The 21,653-nt window shown below is 44.6% G+C and carries 20 protein-coding genes; 17 read left to right on the top strand and 3 right to left on the bottom strand.

What is annotated here, in order from left to right; translation table 11 throughout:
* Nucleotides 1-185 precede the first annotated feature (185 nt).
* From DK187_RS08705 to DK187_RS08715, 3 genes are all read left to right on the top strand, one after another.
* Nucleotides 186-872 (top strand): response regulator, encoded by a 687-nt coding sequence (locus DK187_RS08705; RefSeq protein WP_111606959.1) that lies wholly within the window; start codon nt 186-188, stop codon nt 870-872.
* Nucleotides 872-2,251, top strand: coding sequence for an envelope stress sensor histidine kinase CpxA (gene cpxA, locus DK187_RS08710; protein WP_111606960.1), 1,380 nt, complete (start codon nt 872-874; stop codon nt 2,249-2,251). The genes DK187_RS08705 and cpxA overlap by 1 nt, the downstream gene beginning before the upstream one ends.
* 324 nt (nt 2,252-2,575) lie before the next feature.
* Nucleotides 2,576-2,797 carry a hypothetical protein gene (locus DK187_RS08715; protein ID WP_111606961.1) on the top strand — a complete coding sequence of 74 codons (222 nt, stop codon included), beginning with the start codon at nt 2,576-2,578 and terminating at the stop codon, nt 2,795-2,797.
* Between the two features lie 19 nt (nt 2,798-2,816).
* Here DK187_RS08715 and DK187_RS08720 read toward each other — a convergent pair whose 3' ends face one another.
* From DK187_RS08720 to DK187_RS08730, 3 genes are all read right to left on the bottom strand, one after another.
* On the bottom strand, nt 2,817-3,560 hold the full coding sequence (locus tag DK187_RS08720) for a class I SAM-dependent DNA methyltransferase (RefSeq protein ID WP_111606962.1): 744 nt from the start codon (nt 3,558-3,560) through the stop codon (nt 2,817-2,819).
* Between the two features lie 183 nt (nt 3,561-3,743).
* Nucleotides 3,744-5,036 (bottom strand): NCS2 family permease, encoded by a 1,293-nt coding sequence (locus DK187_RS08725; protein ID WP_111606963.1) that lies wholly within the window; start codon nt 5,034-5,036, stop codon nt 3,744-3,746.
* A 192-nt stretch (nt 5,037-5,228) separates the two neighbouring features.
* Complete coding sequence (locus DK187_RS08730) at nt 5,229-6,089, bottom strand: TraB/GumN family protein (RefSeq protein WP_111606964.1); 861 nt, start codon at nt 6,087-6,089, stop codon at nt 5,229-5,231.
* A 198-nt stretch (nt 6,090-6,287) separates the two neighbouring features.
* Here DK187_RS08730 and DK187_RS08735 point away from each other — a divergent pair, with 198 nt between their 5' ends.
* The 14 genes from DK187_RS08735 to DK187_RS08800 all read left to right on the top strand — a co-directional run bounded on the left by DK187_RS08735 (nt 6,288) and on the right by DK187_RS08800 (nt 21,576).
* Nucleotides 6,288-6,812: an RNA methyltransferase gene (locus DK187_RS08735; protein ID WP_111606965.1), complete on the top strand. Its 525-nt coding sequence runs from the start codon at nt 6,288-6,290 to the stop codon at nt 6,810-6,812.
* Between the two features lie 228 nt (nt 6,813-7,040).
* The gene (locus DK187_RS08740; RefSeq protein WP_111606966.1) at nt 7,041-7,796 is read left to right on the top strand and encodes a DUF481 domain-containing protein; all 756 of its coding nucleotides are present in this window, start codon (nt 7,041-7,043) and stop codon (nt 7,794-7,796) included.
* A 96-nt stretch (nt 7,797-7,892) separates the two neighbouring features.
* Nucleotides 7,893-8,912 carry a CobW family GTP-binding protein gene (locus DK187_RS08745; protein WP_162623486.1) on the top strand — a complete coding sequence of 340 codons (1,020 nt, stop codon included), beginning with the start codon at nt 7,893-7,895 and terminating at the stop codon, nt 8,910-8,912.
* Nucleotides 8,913-9,121: 209 nt separating this feature from the next.
* A complete protein-coding gene (locus DK187_RS08750) occupies nt 9,122-10,927 on the top strand; it encodes an acyl-CoA dehydrogenase C-terminal domain-containing protein (protein WP_111606968.1) in 1,806 nt (601 codons plus the stop codon).
* Nucleotides 10,928-11,020: 93 nt separating this feature from the next.
* On the top strand, nt 11,021-11,335 hold the full coding sequence (locus DK187_RS08755) for an SCP2 sterol-binding domain-containing protein (protein ID WP_111607022.1): 315 nt from the start codon (nt 11,021-11,023) through the stop codon (nt 11,333-11,335).
* Between the two features lie 108 nt (nt 11,336-11,443).
* On the top strand, nt 11,444-13,141 hold the full coding sequence (locus DK187_RS08760) for an AMP-binding protein (protein WP_111606969.1): 1,698 nt from the start codon (nt 11,444-11,446) through the stop codon (nt 13,139-13,141).
* 36 nt (nt 13,142-13,177) lie between these two features.
* Nucleotides 13,178-13,738 (top strand): DUF2889 domain-containing protein, encoded by a 561-nt coding sequence (locus tag DK187_RS08765; RefSeq protein ID WP_111606970.1) that lies wholly within the window; start codon nt 13,178-13,180, stop codon nt 13,736-13,738.
* On the top strand, nt 13,738-14,490 hold the full coding sequence (locus tag DK187_RS08770) for an enoyl-CoA hydratase-related protein (protein WP_111606971.1): 753 nt from the start codon (nt 13,738-13,740) through the stop codon (nt 14,488-14,490). The genes DK187_RS08765 and DK187_RS08770 overlap by 1 nt, the downstream gene beginning before the upstream one ends.
* A 310-nt stretch (nt 14,491-14,800) precedes the next feature.
* A complete protein-coding gene (locus tag DK187_RS08775; RefSeq protein ID WP_111607023.1) occupies nt 14,801-15,553 on the top strand; it encodes an electron transfer flavoprotein subunit beta/FixA family protein in 753 nt (250 codons plus the stop codon).
* Nucleotides 15,550-16,479, top strand: coding sequence for an electron transfer flavoprotein subunit alpha/FixB family protein (locus tag DK187_RS08780; RefSeq protein WP_111606972.1), 930 nt, complete (start codon nt 15,550-15,552; stop codon nt 16,477-16,479). Before DK187_RS08775 ends, DK187_RS08780 begins: the two co-directional genes overlap by 4 nt.
* Before the next feature lie 117 nt (nt 16,480-16,596).
* Complete coding sequence (gene fadB / locus DK187_RS08785; RefSeq protein ID WP_111606973.1) at nt 16,597-18,747, top strand: fatty acid oxidation complex subunit alpha FadB; 2,151 nt, start codon at nt 16,597-16,599, stop codon at nt 18,745-18,747.
* A gap of 27 nt (nt 18,748-18,774) precedes the next feature.
* Entirely contained in the window at nt 18,775-19,950 is a 1,176-nt protein-coding gene (gene fadA / locus DK187_RS08790) for an acetyl-CoA C-acyltransferase FadA (RefSeq protein WP_111606974.1), read from the top strand.
* Between the two features lie 192 nt (nt 19,951-20,142).
* Nucleotides 20,143-21,108, top strand: a complete 966-nt coding sequence (locus DK187_RS08795) for a D-2-hydroxyacid dehydrogenase family protein (RefSeq protein WP_111606975.1) — start codon at nt 20,143-20,145, stop codon at nt 21,106-21,108.
* A 54-nt stretch (nt 21,109-21,162) separates the two neighbouring features.
* Complete coding sequence (locus DK187_RS08800) at nt 21,163-21,576, top strand: hypothetical protein (RefSeq protein ID WP_111606976.1); 414 nt, start codon at nt 21,163-21,165, stop codon at nt 21,574-21,576.
* The last annotated feature ends 77 nt before the right edge of the window (nt 21,577-21,653 follow it).

Consider the following 21,653-nt stretch of genomic DNA (forward strand, 5'->3'; position numbering starts at 1 on the left):
GTAGAATACAGATTGCTAGGTAAAGTGACGTATTAGGAAAGTAAAGTAGGGTAAAGGCGGCATCAGTTTGCTTTTTTCGACGTAAAATAGCGTTAGAGAGTTGATGAGGTGACGGGCTCTTCATGTTTGACGTGACCTCTTATGTTTTACTGATGTGCAGGAACCGTTTTAGATAGGAAAAATGAATGCCACATATTTTGATAATTGATGACGATGTTGAATTAAGCGATTTACTCAAAGAGGTCTTGTCGTTTGAAAATTGCACCGTTTGCACAGCTTACGATGGTATGGCGGGCTTAGAGGCGATGGACAGCCGCGTTGATTTGGTCTTGCTTGATGTCATGATGCCGAAATTAAACGGTTTTGAAACCTTGAAGCAGTTGCGTGAAAAGTGGGATGTGCCTGTTTTAATGTTGACGGCAAAAGGGGATGAGATTGATCGTGTGGTGGGTCTTGAGCTGGGTGCAGATGACTATTTACCAAAGCCGTTTAGTGAGCGTGAACTATTAGCCAGAATACGTGCGATTTTGCGCCGTACTCAGAACAATAAAGAGTCGTTGCAAAATGATGCGGTTGTGTATCGGGATATCAAGCTTTATCCCGGTAAATTAGAGGCGTATTGCAATGGTGGTTTGTTGGAGTTGACCAGCACTGAATTTGCTTTGCTGCATTATTTTTTGCTTCATCCTGGGCAAGTATTAACCAAAGAAATGTTAAGTCTTGATGTGCTGGGTAAGCGCTTGGCGGCATTTGATCGAGCCATTGACATGCATGTATCGAATTTGCGTAAAAAGCTACCTGATTGGCCAAATGGTAAACCGAGAATCAAAACCTTGCGCGGGCGTGGTTATTTATTGGTGGAGGGGGATTGATGCGTTTGCCAAAGATCACCAGTTTGTATGGGCGTATTTTCGCTATTTTTTGGTTTACTATCTTTTTGGTGATTTTGGCTGTTTTGGCCTTACCGCATTTTGATCCTCGCAAGAGTAGAGACATCGCGCCGCCGCATTATGAGCGGATGTTGGAGATAAGAAATCGAGTAGAACAAGCTTTTTCATCTGTTCCGGATTTAGCTGTGGTGTTAGAGCATTTAGAGGGGCGTTCGCACCGAGGCCCTGGGCCTGATGATAGGTTACGGCTTTTTATTACGGATCGTGATGGCAATATTCAAACCTCAGATCGACGTCCTGATTTTATTTTTAAGGCGTTACGAAATTTTGTGACCACCATCGATAACCCTCAAAATCCTCAGCAGAAACTCTATGGTAAGACGATGATTTCGGGGCCGCTGCCGATTCGTTTAGCCAATGGTGACTATTATCTTTATATCGGTACTCGATGGAGTGAGCCGCCACACTTTTTATTGCAACTGTTCGATCACCCATTGCGTTTGTTGCTCGCGGTCATGCTGGTGAGTACCCCCTTATTACTCTGGTTGGCTTGGGCCTTAAGTCAGCCTGCTCGCCGATTAGAAAAGGCAGCTCAGCGAGTCGCGCAAGGGGTTTTTGAAATTGATCCAGAGTTGGAAAGAGGCACCTCAGAATTTCGCCAAGCCGGGGCCAGTTTTAACCAAATGGTGGAGGCGGTGAATGTGATGATTTCCCGTCAACAGCGTTTATTATCGGATATCTCCCATGAGTTGCGTTCCCCTTTGACGCGACTACGGATGGCGCAAGCGTTAGCCAGAAGAAAGATGGGAGAAAGTCCAGATTTAGCGCGCATAGACATTGAGGCCCAGCGTCTGGAGCAAATGATTGGTAAATTGCTCGAATTGTCGAGTGTACAGGTGGACAGTCATCTTAATCGAGAAGTACAGCCGTTTTCGAGCTTGTGTGAAGCGCTACTAGCAGACTGTCAATTTGAAGCGGAGCAAATGGGTAAGACCCTTTCGGTATCGGATATTCCTGATCGAATGATAACGTGCCATCCTCAACTGCTGATGAGCGCGCTGGAGAATATTGTTCGTAATGCCATTTATTATGGCAATCAGCAAATTCGAGTAGCCTTGACCGCTGAAGTTAACCGTTTGGTTATTCGAGTGGAAGACGATGGTGAAGGCGTGCCAGAAGATGAGTTGGATTCTATCTTTCGACCTTTTTACCGTGTTTCAACGGCGCGAGATCGGCATAGTGGTGGGGCGGGGTTGGGGTTAGCGATTGCCGAAAATGCGATTCGTCAGCATAACGGTACTATAACCGCGGCTCGGAGTGAGCTTGGTGGGTTGTTGGTTGAAATCATTTTGCCATTGTGAAATTGAGTTTAATAGAACAACGTAATGGGGTATTTTTCAGGTTATTTGCTTTTAATGGAAAGGATTAGTAGACAAAGCCATGGATTCGGCTCATATTAGTGTGATACGTCGTGCTTAGGGAAGGCACGGCTCAGTCCTTCTGTTTACGCATATGGATCAAAACCGTATTCGAGGCGAATTCTGAATTTCTTCAAGTACTCTGCCCATTACTTATCCCAAAGTCACATATAAGTCTGCTCTTTTTCTTTTATTTGAAATGACGCTTTAATTTAGTAGTAAGAAAGAAGGGGGAGTCACGTAATTTTTTTACATCATAGGAACCATATGATAAATAGCGCTAAAGAGTTTGTACTACAACGTATTTGTGTGTTTGCCAGCCAAGTGTTCGATCCTAATTCAGATTCACAGGTTGTGAATATACTAAAAAGTAAATTCAATATACGTTTACCGCAAAGACGTTCAATGAACGAGTCTTTATCTTCTACCGTTAGTGACCATGAAATCATTGCCTTGATATTAAAATATCGCTCTATGAACGAATCTTAAGCTCGTCACTTGCCTGCTCTTATTTTTTTACGCACAAAAAAATAGCGTTGCCTGATTGTTTGTTCCATGCAATGATTTTGTCGTGTTCATGCTCGAAAACATGAACGTCAAAATAGGGCGTTAATAATTCTTGTAACTGGTTGAAGTTCAACGCCACCATAGGATGTTCGTCAGCCCAGACCTGTTTTGCCTCAGCGTTTGTTTTTTCTATGCTTAGTTTGAGTGTTTGTGTTTCCCCTTCACCACGGTAGTGCCAAGAGGATACAAAAGAAAACTGGCTGTCTCCTTCTACAACGCTGTGTTTTGCCGATATAGCATTATTTATCTGGTCCTTATCGACAGCGTTAAAGCAAAATACGCCACCGGCGTTAAGTGCTTTATGAACGCTTTCGATACAGTCTGTTAAACGTCCAATATCGCCGCTGTAATGAATTGAATACAAAAAACAGGTAATGAAGTCATAGGGAATGGCCACGTCAAACTCACACATGTTACCTAATTCGAATTGCGCCTGAGGGCAACGTTGCTTAGCAATATCGAGCATGGGCTGATTAATGTCCAATCCGCTGCATTGATAGTTTTCTTGGCTAAGATAGTAAATGTGTGGGCCCGTGCCACACGCCAAATCCAAATGCCGTCTCCCGCCGTTGCCGAAAATTTGATGAAGACGATGGGCATTATTGCTTTGAGCGTGATAATTAATATCGGCACACATTAAATCATAGTAGCCGGATAAGTCCGTATAGAGCGCATTGTCAGACATGTTTGCTTCGCTTGGAGGGTAAAAAAAGATGGCGAATCATATAGTAGATACAGCGATAGGACTACTGGATTCAGTTGTGCTTTATTGAAAATAGAGGGCAACAGGGGTTTTACTTCTTGGGGAAAGTAAAAAAGCAGAAGCAAAGTGAGACTTTACTTCTGCTTGTTGGTTTTTCCGTTCTTGTTAAACGAAAATAAAGAATTTGGCAATAAACAAGGCCGCTAGAATATAGACAGCAAGACTGACTTTTTTACCTTGACCAGATAATAGCTTGATAACAGCGTAGCTGATAAAAGACAACGCGATGCCGTCTGCTATGGAGTAGGTCAGCGGCATAGTGAATGCAGCAATGAGTACTGGTGCGGCTTCGGTAATATCGTCCCAATCCACATGAGCGAGACTGCTTGTCATCAAAACCGCCACGTACATGAGGGCACCCGCTGTTGCATACGCAGGAATGGAGCCAGCTAACGGTGCAAAGAAGAGGCTTAATAAAAATAATAAAGCCACGACCACAGCCGTTAATCCCGTGCGTCCGCCCGCAGAAACGCCAGAAGCACTTTCAATGTAGCTGGTGGTAGAAGAGGTGCCTAAAGCCGCCCCGACCACAGTGGCACTTGAATCGGCAAGCAGCGCTTTTTTCAAACGTGGTAATTTACCGTCTTTGTCTAATAACTTGCCACGCTGACCCACACCAATCAGTGTTCCAGATGTATCAAATAAATCCACAAAGAAAAACGCAAAGATGACGCTTAGCATACTGAGTTGGAAGGCACCTTCAATGTCCATCGCAAGGAAAGTCGGTGCAATGGATGGTGGTACAGACACCAATCCACCAAATTCATTTTGACCGAATAGCATAGACAGGACAGTGACCAGTAGTATACCGATCATCACGGCACCGGTGACATTTAGATAAGACAAGGCACAGATCACGAAGAAACCAAGCAAGCCATAGATGGCAGAAGGTGATGATAGGTCTCCTAATGACACCATTGTTGCTGGGTTTTTAACAATGATCCCTGAGTTTTGTAGCGCGATCATGGCAAGGAAAAGACCAATGCCCGCCGCAATCCCTAGCTTTAAAGACGAAGGAATGGCGTTAATAACCCATTCTCGGATACGGAAGATACTGATAAAGATGAATAAAATACCAGATAAAAACACCGCCCCTAGCGCTTGTTCCCAGGAGTAGCCCATGCCTAGGACAACACCGTAGGTGAAAAAAGCGTTTAAGCCCATACCAGGCGCTAGTGCGATTGGGTAATTGGCATAAAGGCCCATGATCAAGCAACCAATCGCGGCGGCAAGACAGGTGGCAACAAATACTGCGCCTTGATCCATGCCTGCTTGTGCCAGTATTGAAGGGTTAACAAAGATGATGTAAGCCATGGTCAGGAAGGTGGTGATACCACCAATGACCTCATTACGTACCGACGTGTTATGAGCTTTAAGTTGGAAATAACGTTCGAGCATAGGGGAACCTTTTGCTAGTTGGCCGACGATATTCATTCTATTGTTAGCCGACATACTAGAATGCAGGCTGGCAATAGAATGCGCCGAGAGGGGTTTTGACACTGATCATTTGGTCAGTTAACTATTTCGGCGCCAAGTATAAAAAATTCGTGATGATTTGGGGAGAAAAATTGCAATAAATAATCGTTTTCTTTAAAGCTTGGTGACTTGATAACCGTTGGTTTTGAGTTTTTCCAATAAACTGTCAGGGCCAGCAAGGTGCATAGCGCCTACCATGATAAACTCAACCCCAGTGTTTTCTAACATCTGTTCAATTTGGGGGAGCCAAAGATTGTTACGAGTCACCAACAACGACTGATAGACTTCAGGATAATCGGTTTTGAAATCTTTTAATTCTATGTCTGCCATGGCTTCCATATCACCGCTGCGCCAGCTTTGTCTTAGCTTTTCCATATTGCTCGGCATGTCTTTTATGTCTGTTAGGGCATAATTGATAACATCGTTGCTGTTTTCTGTACTAATGTCGCTGAGTATCTCAACCTGTTTTTCGGGTTCTTCAAGCCAGCCGCTAGGCTTGTTATCCTGCTTCGCTTTTTGAGCGTAAAAATGATCCACGCCCTCACTGGTAAATCCTAGATGTTTGAGTTCAATCATACTAAGAGAAATTGCTAAGGCACTGGGTTTTAAGTTTTGTACCGCGGTAAAGGGGATTTGTCGAGCATCGAGGTAAATCTTTAATGATTGGTAGGTGTCAGGTGAGATGATTTGATCAATGGTGGTGCCGTCAGAATAGGAGAGCTCTTTTTTCATTTGTTGCTTAAAAGCATGGTTACTAATGGCGTCCATATTGGTTTCAAACACAACTTTATCTGCCGCTTGATAGGCTTTTTCGTATGCCAAGGGCAAGGGGTAATCTTGTGGGGTTAATAAATGAATGGTACCGCCAATGTAGATGGTATTGGTGCCAGAGGTGACTTTCCAAACAGAGGCTGCTTGTGTTTCAAAGGTCGCAGCGGCTAGCAGGGTTAAACCAAGTTTTTTAAGGCGGTTCATAGTTGTCCTAAATAGGGTGTCGAGATGCGTTTAATCCCTTCAGTGTACTCATCTTCTTGGTTAGCGGAAGGGATCAGGGGAGGATGTATTTGTTTTTTCTTATTTTTTGCTCAACCTACAATGCGTTCTAACGCCTTCCCCCCGCTAAAATAATGTTATTATTCTGTCTCTTTTCCTGGTGAGTGATGTGAGTCTGTAATGAAAAAAGAGTGTGTTTCTATTGGCTTAATCAATCCTAAAAGCGCATCCAATGTTGGCTCTGTCATGAGGGCTGCTGGGTGTTATCAAGCAAATCAGGTTTTATACTCTGGGCATCGTTATGATCGCGCTGTCAAAATGTCCACGGATACCAAAAAGGTGAGTACCTCGATTCCACTAATTAATATTGAGTCTTTAGGGGTGGATAGCTTAATTGACGCTGTGACTCCGGATACAAAGATTGTCTGTGTTGATTTGATTCAAGGAGCAACCCCGTTACCTGCTTTTTCGCATCCAGATAATGCCCTCTATATATTCGGTCCTGAAGACGGAACGATTGACCAAAAACTGGTGGATAGAGCCGATTTTGTGGTGTTCGTTCCAACGATTGGCTGTATGAATCTCGCTGCATCCGTCAATGTTTTGCTGTATGACCGATTAGCAAAGTCCGCCCGTGCTTTTGCAGGTGATGACCTCATTTGTCAGAGTAAAGATATAAATAATAACGTTAAAGTGCGTGTTTGAGCTGTTGTGTAAGGCTTCTGTATTTTTTATCTATTACTTTTCAAATAGTTAACGAAATTTTGACTGTGATATTTTGCTATCAATGTAAGAATGTCCCTAAGCCTGATGGTCGTTAAGGAAAGGGGACAAGTCTTGGCGTTGTGTTAGTCTTTTATGTTTCTGTTTCCCCCCTTTTTTCCTTTTAACCACTTCGGAGTTTGTTTGATGAGATAAAAGGAAGACATTCCAATGAAACCGCTTCTGTTATCGATATTGACCGGTTTGGCTTGTTCAGTTTCATCGCTTCATGCGGTCGAGCCTGAACAGTTAGAAGTACCTTTAGAGCCACTAAGTGCTGAGGTTGAGCTTGGGGTGATTGCAACAACAGGAAATACAGAAAGTTCAGCTGTAAAAGGTAAAGCAACGATTAAGCAAGATTTTAGAGAGTGGAAAAACAAATATCAGTTCGATGCTTTGTACAAACGCAATACTTATGAAGGAGATGATCAAACAACCGCTCAAAAAGTATTTTTCTCGGCGCAAAGTGATTATAAGTTAAGTCCTGAGAATTCATCAGTGTTTGTTTATGGCTCTTACACTGACGACCGTTTTAGTGGCTATGATTATCAAAATACTGTTGCCATTGGTTACTCTACAAGATTGTTTGCTGACCAAGACTCATTTTTAGACTACAACATCGGTCCTGGCTATTCTTTTAACCGAACGAACGAAGGGGAGTTGGATGACGCATTTATTGTGCATTTACAAATGGAGTATGAATACAATTTTAGCCCTGAGGTAAAATTCACTCAAATGCTAGGCAGTGATGTGGCGCTGGAAAGTAACAAGAATACAGCGTCTAAGTCGGAGTCTTCTATCACCTCGAAGTTAAGAGACAATCTGAGTATGAAGGCGGCTTACAATATTACACATAATAGTCTCTCTTTGGACATGAGAGAAAAAACAGATTCCATCACAAGCGTCACGTTAATTTATGCTTTTTAGACGCGCATAATGTTGTTTTTATTGTTTGATGCTGTCATGTTTTGCGCTCTCGTTATTTTCTGAGTGTGTAAAGCTATGCGTTATCAAGGGATAAAAGTGACTTTGATCACAGGATTTCTAGGGGCCGGTAAAACTACCTTGATTCGGCAGCTGTTAACACAAGCACCTCCTCATGAGCGTTGGGCTGTGCTGGTGAATGAATTTGGTGATATTGGCCTTGATGGCGCCTTCTACGCAGATCTAGGTGTGGCGATTCGTGAGGTGCCGGGTGGGTGTGTTTGTTGTACCACGTCGGCTGCATTCCAGTTGGGTTTGAATCAATTAATTCGTCAACATAATCCTGATCGCATTTTCATAGAGCCTTCGGGCCTTGGTCACCCGCAACAAATCATTGCTAAATTACGAAGTGACTCATATCACAACGTTTTGTTATTCACGGGGGCATTTTGTGTGCTGGATGCCCGTCATTTAAACGATGAACGTTATACAAAGCACGACATTTTTCATGACCAAATTGAGTCAGCCGATGGCATTGTTTTTAGTCATGTAGATCGCTATCTGCAAGCTGATAAACAGAATATCACGTCGCGATTCGGTGAGTTTTCGCCTTCAGCAAAGCCTTTACTTTATCTATCGGACCCCATGCATCTTGATCTTGATGCTCTGGATATTGGCTTGGCCGATTTATCGCATCCAGACTCTATGTTGGTCACTCATAATATTGCCCGCTCTTCTTCTGCCCATGAACACGAACACGAACACGAACACGACCATCAGAGTCATGATTCGTCTTCTCAAGAGGTTGGCTGGCATTATCAAAAACAACAGGATGCTATGCAGGTATTGGGTTGGAAGTGGTCAAAAGATAAGGTTTTTGATGCAATCGAGCTAAGATCAAGCATCCAGTCTATGGTGATTCTTGAAGGGGTTTATCGTATTAAAGGTGTGTTTGTTACTGGCCTAGGCGAAGCACTTTTTGTCAATGCATCACAGGGAGAAATTACCTTATCGGTATTCCCTTGGAGCGAGTCAAGCCGCTTGGAGATCATAGGGGACGTAGAAGGGACATGGCCATTTTCTTGTAAGCAGACGCTTTCGATAGCGGGCCAATTCTAGAGTAGGTTTGATGGTGCGTTCGTAGAGAGTATGGTGTTTAACCAATTACTTGATGGTTTAGGCTAACTGGAAAAATCACATCTTGGTCTATTTTGTCATTAACTTTGGCATCTTTTGTTATTGAGAGAAAGTCTCTGATAGAGGAACCTTTCTGGTATTAAAGGTTCCTATGAAACATATGGAATAAAAACAATAAGAGGTCACAAGTCATGCCAGAATATAAAGCGCCCTTGCGCGACATCAAGTTCGTAACGGAAGAAGTACTCGATCTTCATGGACACTACGCCAAGTTGCCAGGTGCCGAAGAAGCCACGCCAGACATGGTGGCGGCCATTCTAGAAGAAGGCGCCAAATTTGCTGAGCGTGTCCTTTCGCCTCTAAACCGCATTGGCGACCAACAGGGTTGTCAGTTCAAAGATGGCGTGGTGACGACGCCAGATGGTTTCAAAGAAGCCTATAAGCAATATGTGGAAGGTGGCTGGCCGTCCTTATCACACCCAGAAGACATGGGTGGTCAAGGTTTACCCGATTCATTAGGGATGTTGGTTACTGAAATGATTGCCACGTCTAACTGGTCATGGGGAATGTACCCAGGCTTGAGTCATGGTGCCATGAATACCATTGAATTGCATGGTACAGATGAGCAAAAGCAAACCTATTTGACCAAATTAGTGTCCGGTGAGTGGACGGGGACCATGTGTCTTACCGAGCCTCATTGTGGTACCGACCTTGGTATGTTGAAAACCAAGGCAGAGCCACAAGCTGATGGCAGTTACGCCGTGACTGGGACGAAAATTTTCATTTCGGCAGGCGAACACGATATGGCGGACAACATTGTTCACATCGTATTGGCTCGTTTGCCAGATGCACCTGCGGGTACCAAAGGTATCTCATTGTTCATTGTGCCTAAGCACAATGTTAATAGCAGTGGCGAAATTGCTGACCGAAATCAAGTTTCCTGCGGTTCCATTGAACACAAAATGGGCATTCATGGTAACGCGACTTGTGTGATGAATTTTGATGGCGCCAAAGGTTTCCTTATTGGAGAGCCAAACCGTGGTTTGAACTGCATGTTTACTTTTATGAACGCTGCTCGTTTGGGAACCGCATTGCAAGGTTTAGCACACGCTGAATGGGCATTACAAAACTCTGTGGCGTATGCAAAAGACCGTTTGCAGATGCGTGCCTTATCTGGGCCTAAAGCACCGGAGAAAGCCGCAGACCCTATCATAGTACACCCAGATGTTCGCCGTATGTTATTGACGCAAAAAGCGTTTGCTGAGGGTGGACGGGCATTAATTCATTATTGTTCTATGCTGGTTGATACCATGAAACGAGGTACCGCCGAAGAAAAAGCAGAGGCAGATGAATTAATGTCGTTGCTGACTCCAATTGCTAAAGCCTTTTTAACCGAGACGGGTTTTGAAGCGGCAAACCAAGGCTTACAAGTGTTTGGTGGCCATGGTTTTATTGCAGAGTGGGGTATGGAGCAAAATGTACGAGATTGTCGTATTTCTATGTTGTATGAGGGCACAACGGGCATTCAGGCGCTGGATTTACTAGGTCGTAAAGTATTGATGACTCAAGGTGCCACATTGCGACGCTTTACCAAAATCATTCATAAATTCTGTAAAGAACACAAAGGCGATAAGCGTCTTAAATCTTACATTACCGTTCTCGATAAATTGAATGGTGAGTGGGGCGATGTGACGATGAAAATCGGTATGAAAGCGATGCGCAATAAAGAAGAAGTCGGAGCAGCGTCGGTGGATTATTTGATGTTCTCAGGCTATGTCGTTTTGGCGTACTTTTGGGCGCGTATGGCCGTCACGGCGCAAGCCAAATTAGATGCAGGTACAGATGAAGTGGGCTTCTATACCGCCAAGTTACAGACAGCTACTTTTTATTATGAGCGTTTGTTGCCACGTACGCGTGCCCATGTTGAGGCAATGTTGTCTGGCGCGGATAACTTATTGGCAATGGACGAAGAAAACTTCGTCTTCTTAAATGCCTAATATGTAGCAAATTACGTCTCGCTCAGCTTTGCTTCAGTTAGAAGCGGGATGAGCGAGACACAATATTTTTGACGGGTTGAAGAGGGTACTATGATGAGCGAAGCAAAATCAGTGTTTGAATCTATGTTGGGTCGATTTGATGCCGATGAAGCCGATGATATGGAGGCAACATTTCAATTTGACTTAGACGATGCGGACAGCTATCACTTAACTATCGCGGATGGCGAATGTGAGATGGGAGAAGGGGAGCATGATGATCCTACGGTGACTCTAAGTATGGATTTAGATACCCTCAAAGCAGTCATGAGCGGTGAATTAGACGGCATGGCGGCTTTTATGCAAGGTAAAATTAGAGCCGATGGTGACATTATGTTAGCAACCAAGTTGACGCAAATTTTTCCAATTTAGGTTTGATTTGATGCGCTTGAATGCTCTGAAGCTCAACGGCAATTTGCACAGTTGAGCTTTTGCGTTTACTTATTCTCCTAAATAAAAAAAACAAATGGAGCGTTTATTATGTCAATGGATACTACTCGTCACAGCACGGCCGATGTTGGAAAAGCGCCAGGAAGCTACTTGCCAGCGTCGCTTAATCCTAATGGCTATCAGTCGTTAACGGATGTCCTCGCTGCGGCTGTCAGCAAATACGCTGACCTACCGGCCTTTACGAGCGTTGGAAGAACACTAACGTATCGTGAGTTGAATGAAAAATCCGATCAGTTTGCCGCTTATCTTCAGCACGAAACGGATTTGATACCTGGGGATCGCATCGCGATCCAATTGCCTAATGTGATTCAATATCCTGTTGTTCTTTTTGGTGCGATGAAAGCCGGGCTGATCGTGGTTAATACTAACCCTTTGTATACCCCGAAGGAGCTTGAGCATCAATTTAATGACTCTGGTGTTAAAGCCTTGGTCGTGTTTGCCAACATGGCACATAACGTCGAAAAAATCTTAGCCAAAACCTCGATCAAACACGTCATTATTACTGAAATTGCCGATTTTCACTCCCCGCTAAAACGTTTGTTGGTCAACTCAGTGGTTAAATATGTTAAAAAAATGGTGCCAGCCTACCATCTTCCTCATGCGCTTGCGTTAAACGACGTATTGGCAAAAGGTAAAGATAAACAGGTCGATAAAGTCGCTTGTCAGCCAGAGCAAATTGCGGTGTTGCAATATACTGGGGGAACAACAGGCGTTGCCAAGGGTGCCATGCTGACGCACGCTAATTTGATCGCCAATTTGAACCAACTAAGTTCTCGTTTAAGTTCGATTATTGAACCCAAAGCTGAACTCTACATTGCGCCTTTGCCCTTGTATCACATTTACGCCTTTCTTATTCATGGTTTGACCCTAGTTGAGAAAGGTGCGCATAGCGTATTAATCCCAAATCCACGAGACTTGCCAGGTTTTATTAAAGAACTAAAAAAATGGCCATTTACAGGCTTTGTTGGGCTAAATACGTTATTTGTTGGGCTTTGTAATAAAACCGATTTTCGCGCGTTGGACTTTTCACACTTGAAACTGACCTGTTCGGGCGGTATGCCGCTCACGCATGCGGCCGCCGATGAATGGCAAAAAGTGACAGGATGCAAAGTGGTCGAAGGGTATGGTTTAACAGAAACCTCTCCTGTCGTGTCTTTTAACCCTATTGGTAAAGAACGTATTGGTACAATTGGTGTGCCAGTGGCCGAAACAGATATCAAAATTCAAGGCCAAAATGGTGAAGCATTACCGCAAGGAGAAGCGGGCATGCTGTGCGTGCGTGGTCCACAGGTGATGAAAGGCTATTGGAATCGCGAAGAAGCGACGCGCGATGTCATGACTGAGGATGGCTTTTTAATTACGGGTGACATTGCGGTGCAACATCCAGATGGCTATTTGCAAATTGTGGATCGAGCCAAAGACATGATCATTGTCTCAGGTTTCAATGTGTACCCAACAGAAGTGGAAGATTGTCTTTCTTCTCACCCATCGATTCTTGAGTCGGCAGCGATTGGCGTGCCAGACGATAAAACGGGTGAAGCGGTTAAAGCCTTTGTGGTGTTAAGAGCGAATGTTGACTCATTGGACGAAAAAGCGCTACGGGCATACTGTAAAGAGAACTTAGCTGCTTACAAAGTGCCTAAGTTTGTTGAAGTGCGTAAAGAGTTGCCTAAGACAAACGTAGGGAAAGTGTTGCGTCGTGCCTTGCGTGAAGAGAAGCAAGCCTAATTTAGGCTTGCTCAAATATCGATCAGGAGGGCGATAATGACACAAATAAAGCGCAAGCTAATGCATCGGCGCTGTATCGAATCGTTTGGTTTTTTACGCGAGGATGGTCTTTGGGACATAGAAGCCACTATGCAAGATTTGAAGTCTTACGATGTTAATCGTGAGTTTGATGGCAGTGTGGTGCCAGAAGGCAGTCCTTTTCACGATATCAGTGTTTGCTTAACGCTCGATGACACTTTTTTAATCAAGGGAGTGTCTGTTTCCATGGAGGCTTTCCCTTTTCCAAACTGCGCAGGTGCGGTGCCCAGCTTTTCCGTTTTAAAAGGCACGCGCATTGGGCCTGGTTGGAATCGTTGGCTGAAGCAAACCTTTAGTGGAAAAGTGGGTTGTACTCATGTGTTGGAGTTGTTTCCTGTGATTGCAACGACCGCTTTTCAAACTATGTGGCAACCCCTAGGAGAGAAGTACCCAACGCATGTCCCCGATGCTTTAATTAAGTTGGTGAATTCTTGCCACGGTTGGTCTGAAGACGGACCTATGGTGCGCAAATTGGTTGAGGAACAGGTGCTTCATCTACCATCAGAGGAGTGTCAGTAATGAATGATTTTGTTACTGAAAGTATGGAGTCAGGTATACAGGTTTTGTGTTTGAACCGAACCGATAAGAAAAACGCCATTACCTTAGACATGTACCAAGCATTGACGAATGCATTGCGTAGCGCAGAACATAACGACCAAGTCAAAGTCACCATGTTATATGGCCTTGGAGGGGATTTCTCTTCGGGGAATGATATTAATGAATTTGTACACATCGCTCAAACACCTGAAAAAATGGAAGCAATAATGGCTTTCTTGCAGGTGTTGAGTTGCTATAAAAAACCACTCATTGCGGGTGTTGAAGGTCGTGCAGTGGGTGTGGGGGCGACCATGCTGTTGCACTGCGATTTGGTACTGGCTTCCCGCGAAGCGCGGTTACAGTTTCCATTTGTACAGTTAGGTTTGGTGCCAGAAGCCGCATCCAGCCACCTATTGCCTCAGTTAGTAGGGCATCAAAAAGCCTTTGAAATACTTGTGTTAGGAGAAGTGGTTAGCGCAACACAGGCCCATGAAATGGGACTAGTAAATCACTTGTGCGAAGAAGGTGAGGCCTACAAGTTGGCTTTATTCTATGCACAAAGAATCGCTGCTTTACCGGTTGAAGCGGTGGCTTTAAGTAAAGATTTACTGAAATTCAGAGGGCAAGACGATGTGCAGATGGCATTGATGCGAGAAGGGCGTATTTTCAAGGATCGATTACGATCGACTGAGGCACATCAAGCCTTTACCGCCTTTTTATCGCGCAATAAATAAGTGGCGTGTAGCGTATGACAGAAAGCTTCACTTTTTAGTGGGGCTTTTTTTTATCTTAGGCACTAGACTGAAAGACCTAGAAAGGGGACGAATCAGTCCTTGTTGTCCGCTGAAAATATTGTGCGGTTTATGTCTGAATATTTTTGTCAGTTAACTGGCGCTTTTTTGTTATTGATGAAAAGCATTCCCAAACTACTATAGAGGGTAAGTAAAGCGTTCTATTGATAGGGAATGTTTGCATGACATGGATCTGGCAATATGGGTCAGTTTAATGCATGAAAGAAAGCTTAATAATAAATACGAGGGGCTTATGAAAATCTTAGTATCTGTAAAGCGAGTGATAGATTACAACGTCAAAGTTCGCGTCAAAGCCGACCATACAGCGGTCGATCTTACCAATGTCAAAATGTCCATGAACCCTTTCTGTGAAATCGCTGTGGAAGAGGCCATTCGTCTAAAAGAAAAAGGTATCGCTTCTGACGTTGTGGTGGTCTCGGTGGGGTCTAAATCTTGCCAAGAAACCTTACGCACGGCATTGGCTTTGGGTGCTGATCGCGCGATCCAAGTGGAAACAGAAGACGGTTTGGATTCTTTATCGGTTGCCAAGTTAATTGCTAAGGTGGCCCAAGAAGAAGCCGCTGATTTAGTGATCATGGGTAAACAATCTATCGATTCTGATAATAACCAAACCGGCCAAATGCTGGCGGCTTTATTGGATTACCCGCAAGCAACGTTTGCCTCAGAGGTGGTGATTGAAAACGGTGAGGCGCACGTCACCCGTGAAATTGACGGTGGTTTGCAGACACTGGCTATTACCTTACCTGCGGTGATTACCACAGATCTGCGTTTGAATGAGCCACGTTTTGCTTCTTTGCCAAATATTATGAAAGCGAAGAAAAAGCCATTGGATGTCAAAACCCCAGCCGATCTTGGTGTAGAAGTTGGCTCTAATGTCAGCATCGTATCGGTTACACCCCCGCCACAACGTGCTGGTGGTATCAAAGTGGGTTCTGTAGCGGAACTGGTAGACAAACTTAAAAATGAAGCGAAGGTGGTGTCATGAGCATTTTAATCCTTGCCGAACACGATAATAAATCTTTAAAACCTGCGACATTAAACACAGTGACCGCAGCCACTCAGATTGGTGCCGATGTGCATTTATTGGTGGTAGGTTTCGAATGCCAAACCGTTGTTGAGCAAGCGTCGCAAGTGGCTGGTGTCAGTAAAGTATTGGTGGCTGATAACGCCGTTTATGAGCATCAATTGGCTGAAAATGTCTCCAAATTAGTTGTTGATATAGCCAGTGGCTACGGTCATATCTTAGCGCCTGCAACCACAACAGGGAAAAATACCTTGCCACGTGTGGCGGCGCTTTTAAACGTGGCGCAGTTGTCTGACGTTATTAAAGTCGAATCCGCAGACACCTTTGTTCGTCCAATTTACGCAGGTAACGCCATTGCTACGGTAAAAACCACAGACGCGGTAAAAGTGTTGACGGTTCGTTCAACCGGTTTTGATGCAGCAGCGAGCACAGGCGGCAACGCCGAGCGTGAAGTGCTTTCGCAAGTGATTGCCTCTGATCGCAGTCGCTTTGTGAAGGAGCAGCTAGCCGAATCTGACCGTCCTGAATTGACGGCCGCCAACGTGATTATTTCAGGTGGTCGTGGTATGGGGAATGGCGAAAACTTCAAATTGCTAGAAGGCGTTGCAGACAAACTTGGTGCTGCTATTGGTGCATCACGTGCTGCTGTCGATGCGGGTTTTGTGCCAAACGATTTACAAGTTGGCCAAACAGGTAAAACCGTTGCGCCGGATCTTTATATTGCCGTTGGTATTTCGGGTGCGATTCAGCATTTGGCCGGCATGAAGGATTCCAAGGTGATTGTTGCCATCAACAAAGACGAAGACGCGCCCATTTTCCAAGTAGCGGATTATGGCTTGGTAGCGGATTTGTTTGATGCTGTGCCTGAGCTGGAAAAAAGCTTGTGATTTTTGAGAGAACAGTCGGTTTAGCTGAGTAATCTTACGTCTAAACTGCCTTTAAATACCGGATGACGGTGAGCGCAAATGCCATCGTCATCAAAATAAAAATAATGGGAGACCAGCATGATTTTCGAAGGACAAGCAATCAAGGTTGCAGTCGATGATGCCGGCGTGGCAACTGTCACTCTGGATTTGGTCGGTGAATCGGTCAATAAGTTCAATAGCCTTACCTTGAATGAATTGGCCGAAGCCGTTACTGCGCTCAAACACATTGATGATTTGCAAGGCGTTATTTTTGCCAGTGCGAAAGACGTTTTTGTCGTAGGAGCTGACATAACTGAGTTTACTACTTGGTTTGAACTCGAAGAGGATGAATTGTCCGATAAACTTCGCCTTGCTCATACTATTTTTAACGACATTTCGAATCTATGCTGCCCAACGGTTGCGGCCATTAATGGTATTGCGCTTGGCGGTGGTATGGAACTGGTGTTGGCCTGTGATTATCGAGTGATGGCGGATTCTGCGAAAATCGGTTTGCCAGAAACACAATTGGGTATTTATCCTGGGTGGGGTGGTACGGTTCGTTTGCCTCGCTTAATCGGTGCGGATAATGCTTGCGAATGGATTTGTGGTGGCGCTCAAAAACGCAGTGAAGAAGCGTTCAAAGATGGCGCGGTTGATGCGGTGGTCCCGGCGGCAAAAGTGAATGAGTCGGCACGTCATCTTATCCAACAAGTGCTCGACGGGAAGTTGGATTACCATGCACGTCGTGAAGAATTGCGTGCCCCTATGGTGTTTTCACCCATTGAAAAAATGATGATTTTCGAGTCCGTTCGTGGTGTGGTTGGGGCTAAGGCAGGTAAACATTATCCTGCGCCTATGGCGGCCATCAAGACTATCGAAAAGGGCATTAGCCAAGATATGGAAAAAGCCATAGAGACAGAGATAAAAGGCTTTGTTAAATTGGCCAAAGGCCCTGTGGCTAAAGCACTTGTGAATCTTTTCTTAAGCGATCAACAGATTAAGAAAACCGCAGGTAAATATGCGAAAAATGCTACGCCAGTCAAACAAGCCGCTGTTTTGGGAGCAGGGATTATGGGGGGAGGTGTGGCTTATCAGTCCGCCTCTAAAGGCACGCCAATCATCATGAAAGATATTCGCCCTGAAGCCTTAGAGTTAGGTTTGAGTGAAGCGAATAAACTGTTTAATGGTCAGGTAGAACGCGGACGTTTAACCACAGATCAAGCCTTTAAAGCCATGAATGGTATTATTCCAGCGTTAAGTTATGGCGAATTTGAGCACGTTGATCTAGTAGTCGAAGCGGTGGTTGAAAACGTCAAAATCAAAAAATCTGTGTTGGCTGAGGTAGAAACCAAAATAGCCGACGATGCTATTTTAACGTCGAATACCTCGACGATTTCCATTACTGAATTGGCGAAAGATCTAAAACGCCCAGAAAATTTCTGTGGTATGCATTTCTTTAACCCTGTGCATCGTATGCCATTGGTGGAAGTGATTCGCGGTGAAAAAACCAGCGATGCGGCCATTGCAAAAACCGTAGCCTATGCTCAAGCCATGGGCAAAACACCTGTCGTGGTAAATGACTGTCCAGGCTTCCTTGTAAACCGTGTATTGTTCCCTTACTTTGCTGGTTTCTCCTTGATGATGCAAGAAGGCGCAGATTTCCAAGTAGTGGATAAAACCATGGAGAAATTCGGTTGGCCAATGGGTCCGGCTTACTTGCTTGATGTGGTGGGTATTGACACAGCGTACCATGCCGATCAAGTGATGGCGGAAGGCTTCCCTGATCGTATGAAACATGACGGCACCAATGCGGTAGATCGTTTATTTGAGTTGAAGCGTTTTGGTCAAAAGAATGGTCATGGCTTCTATCGTTACGAAGCAGATCGTAAAGGTAAGCCGAAGAAAGTTTTTAACGACGAAATTAATGACTTACTTGCGCCTGTAGTGAGCTCTCATGCTGAATTGACAGAAGACGATATTGTGGCTCGTATGATGATACCACTTTGTATCGAAACAGTGCGTTGCCTAGAAGAAAACATAGTCGCATCAGCTGCAGAAGCGGATATGGGGTTAATTTATGGTATTGGTTTCCCTCCATACCTTGGTGGTGCCTTGCATTACCTAGACCAAATGGGACTGCAGGCGTTTTGTGATCTTGCAGACAAATACAGCCACTTAGGTAAGTTGTACGAGCCAACCGCGAAGATGCGTGACATGGCCAGTAACAACGATACTTTTTACGGCGCATAACTTCCCATAGGTTAGAGGAGAATTTTCATGAAACTGAATCCAAATGATGTCGTTATTATCGACGCCGTTCGCTCACCAATGGGTAAAACGAAAAATGGCGTATTCCGTAATGTACGAGCAGAAAATTTATCGGCAGCGTTAGTAAAAGCTTTGTTTAAGCGCAATCCAACGGTAGATCAAAAAGACGTGGAGGATCTTATCTGGGGGTGTGTGAACCAAACTCTAGAGCAAGGCTTTAATATGGCCCGTGCCGTGTCTTTGTTGGCAGGGTTGCCGATTACGAGCGCCGCTCAGACGGTGAACCGCTTATGTGGTTCGTCTATGTCCGCCATTCACACGGCGGCTCAAGCGATCATGACAGGCCAAGGTGATGTGTTTGTGGTCGGCGGTGTTGAGCATATGGGCCACGTGGGGATGATGCACGGCGTAGACGTTAACCCAGCACTGTCCAAACATATGGCAAAAGCCTCGATGATGATGGGGGTAACGGCGGAAATGCTAGGGAAAATGCACGGTGTGAGCCGTGAAGCACAAGATGCTTTTGCTGTACGCTCCCATCGTTTAGCCCATGAAGCGACGCTACAAGGTCGTTTTGCTAATGAAATTGTTTCTATAGAGGGTCACGATGCGGAAGGGAATAAGATCCTAGTGGAAGTGGATGAAGTTATTCGCCCAGAAACCTCGCTGGAATCTTTAGCGTCTTTAGCGCCCGTGTTTATGCCTAAAGTGGGGACGGTAACAGCAGGCACATCTTCTGCTTTGTCTGATGGTGCATCGGCTATGTTGATGATGTCGGCGAAGAAAGCACACGAGTTAGGTTTAACGCCGATTGCCAAAGTACGTAGCATGGCGGTAGCGGGTTGTGATCCAGCCATTATGGGATACGGCCCTGTTCCTGCGACGAAAAAAGCGCTGAAACGTGCAGGATTGACCATAGCGGATATTGAGATTGTTGAACTAAACGAAGCCTTTGCTGCCCAGTCTATTCCAGTATTAAAAGATCTTGGTTTACTGGATCTTGTTGATGATAAGGTGAATTTGAACGGTGGCGCGATTGCATTGGGTCATCCACTAGGTTGCTCCGGCACGCGTATTTCAACAACGCTACTCAATGTGATGCGCGAGAAAGACGCGACGATTGGCCTTGCTACTATGTGTATTGGTATGGGGCAAGGTATAGCGACGGTATTTGAGCGTGTGTAAGGCGTCTATTTTTACGTCGTCTTGATTTCGTTCGTGACGTTGTAAGACGTTGCGATCAATGCGTAAAGGTAATCTCTGTCTTTAGCCCCACCTAACGTGGGGCTTTTTTTGCTCTGGTGTTTTGCATTCACTTGACGGATGATAAGCGCAATTTAATAGGTAACAGCAATAGGATCGAAAGAGGGCTTTCTCGTGAAAATAGCGGTATTGGATGATTATCAAGATGCAGTCAAAGATCTTTCATGTTTTTGCCTTTTGCAAGGCCATGATGTGCATGTGTTTAATGAAACCTTTAGCAAGACGGATGATTTAGTTGATAAGTTAAAGGACTTTGAGGCGCTTGTTCTGATACGGGAACGCACGGTGATTACGGAAGCTTTACTGGCCAACTTGCCTAATTTGAAACTGATTAGTCAAACGGGAAAAATCAGTAATCACATTGATGCCAAGCTTTGCCATCAGTACGGTGTGGCAGTGGCTGAGGGTGTGGGTTCGCCTGTAGCCCCCTCTGAGTTATGTTGGGGGTTAATCATGTCAGCCAGTCGACATATTCCTGAGTATGTTGCGCAATTTTCGCAAGGTCACTGGCAACAGTCTGGCTCTTTGGGTTTAGGTCGAGTGTTGAATGGCTCTGTATTAGGGATTTGGGGCTACGGTAAAATTGGACAACGAATCGCGCAATATGCCAAAGCTTTTGGTATGAAGGTGTTGGTTTGGGGCAGTGAAAGTTCTAGAACGTTAGCGCAACAACATGGCTTGACTGCGGCATCATCTAAAGCCGAATTCTTCCAAAGTGCAGATATTGTTACGCTGCATTTGCGACTTAACGATGCGACCAAAGCGATTGTGACTCAGAAGGATTTGGCATTGATGAAGCCAGACTCTTTATTGGTAAACACCAGTCGAGCTGAGTTGATTGAAAGCGATGCCTTGTATCGTGAAATGTTGTCTAACCCGAGCAAACGGGCAGCTGTCGATGTATTTGAGACCGAACCTGCGAATGCTGATAATCAGCCTCTATTGTCTCTGCCAAATGTGCTTTGTACACCGCATATAGGATACGTTGAAAAGGCCAGCTACGAATTATATTTTGAGAAAGCGTTTGAAAATGTCGTAGCTTTTGCTGATGGGAAGCCACAAAATATAGTATTGGTGTGAAACGCGAAATCGTTTCGTTTTTTGGTGATTTTTTAAACGCATAGGATAGAAATTATGAAATCTTGTTTGTCTGCATTGGTTGCGATAGTGCCACTTATGGTTTCTTCTACGCAATTGGCGGCAGAGGACACCACAGAGTTACCCGTTTGTGAAAGTAAGGACATCACATCTTTTTCTTACATGGAAAACCTTCAGCCTAATTCTGATGTGGATGTGGGAGCGATTTATAAATCCAAAACACAAGAAGTGATCGCTTTTGGTAAAAAGAACAAACTAGAAGAATTCCAAATAATAAGCCAAGACGCATCGTTTACGCCCAATAATTTTGGCGCTCAAATCAATATGAATTACACGGTGAGCTACAAGCCTAATTATGATGCATTCAATGCTTTTCGTAAGTTTGCCGACATGAGTACCGTTTCCACTTATCGCGTTGGCATGGAGAACTGCCCAACAGATAAGCCATAATGAATGAAATGACCTTGCTCTTTAACCACGGTTAAAGAGCAAGGTTGCTTTTGTTAAGAAAGTGCGTTTCTTACCAC

Origin of the sequence: Marinomonas arctica, assembly GCF_003259225.1 — a bacterium.
GTDB classification, from domain to species: domain Bacteria; phylum Pseudomonadota; class Gammaproteobacteria; order Pseudomonadales; family Marinomonadaceae; genus Marinomonas; species Marinomonas arctica.

Excerpts from the sequence above, each read along its gene's own strand:
- DK187_RS08705 (WP_111606959.1), top strand. The coding sequence starts at position 186 with ATGCCACATATTTTGATAATTGATGACGATGTTGAATTAAGCGATTTA.
- cpxA (WP_111606960.1), top strand. The coding sequence starts at position 872 with ATGCGTTTGCCAAAGATCACCAGTTTGTATGGGCGTATTTTCGCTATT.
- DK187_RS08715 (WP_111606961.1), top strand. The coding sequence starts at position 2,576 with ATGATAAATAGCGCTAAAGAGTTTGTACTACAACGTATTTGTGTGTTT.
- DK187_RS08720 (WP_111606962.1), bottom strand. The coding sequence starts at position 3,560 with ATGTCTGACAATGCGCTCTATACGGACTTATCCGGCTACTATGATTTA.
- DK187_RS08725 (WP_111606963.1), bottom strand. The coding sequence starts at position 5,036 with ATGCTCGAACGTTATTTCCAACTTAAAGCTCATAACACGTCGGTACGT.
- DK187_RS08730 (WP_111606964.1), bottom strand. The coding sequence starts at position 6,089 with ATGAACCGCCTTAAAAAACTTGGTTTAACCCTGCTAGCCGCTGCGACC.
- DK187_RS08735 (WP_111606965.1), top strand. The coding sequence starts at position 6,288 with ATGAAAAAAGAGTGTGTTTCTATTGGCTTAATCAATCCTAAAAGCGCA.
- DK187_RS08740 (WP_111606966.1), top strand. The coding sequence starts at position 7,041 with ATGAAACCGCTTCTGTTATCGATATTGACCGGTTTGGCTTGTTCAGTT.
- DK187_RS08750 (WP_111606968.1), top strand. The coding sequence starts at position 9,122 with ATGCCAGAATATAAAGCGCCCTTGCGCGACATCAAGTTCGTAACGGAA.
- DK187_RS08755 (WP_111607022.1), top strand. The coding sequence starts at position 11,021 with ATGAGCGAAGCAAAATCAGTGTTTGAATCTATGTTGGGTCGATTTGAT.
- DK187_RS08760 (WP_111606969.1), top strand. The coding sequence starts at position 11,444 with ATGTCAATGGATACTACTCGTCACAGCACGGCCGATGTTGGAAAAGCG.
- DK187_RS08765 (WP_111606970.1), top strand. The coding sequence starts at position 13,178 with ATGACACAAATAAAGCGCAAGCTAATGCATCGGCGCTGTATCGAATCG.
- DK187_RS08770 (WP_111606971.1), top strand. The coding sequence starts at position 13,738 with ATGAATGATTTTGTTACTGAAAGTATGGAGTCAGGTATACAGGTTTTG.
- DK187_RS08775 (WP_111607023.1), top strand. The coding sequence starts at position 14,801 with ATGAAAATCTTAGTATCTGTAAAGCGAGTGATAGATTACAACGTCAAA.
- DK187_RS08780 (WP_111606972.1), top strand. The coding sequence starts at position 15,550 with ATGAGCATTTTAATCCTTGCCGAACACGATAATAAATCTTTAAAACCT.
- fadB (WP_111606973.1), top strand. The coding sequence starts at position 16,597 with ATGATTTTCGAAGGACAAGCAATCAAGGTTGCAGTCGATGATGCCGGC.
- fadA (WP_111606974.1), top strand. The coding sequence starts at position 18,775 with ATGAAACTGAATCCAAATGATGTCGTTATTATCGACGCCGTTCGCTCA.
- DK187_RS08800 (WP_111606976.1), top strand. The coding sequence starts at position 21,163 with ATGAAATCTTGTTTGTCTGCATTGGTTGCGATAGTGCCACTTATGGTT.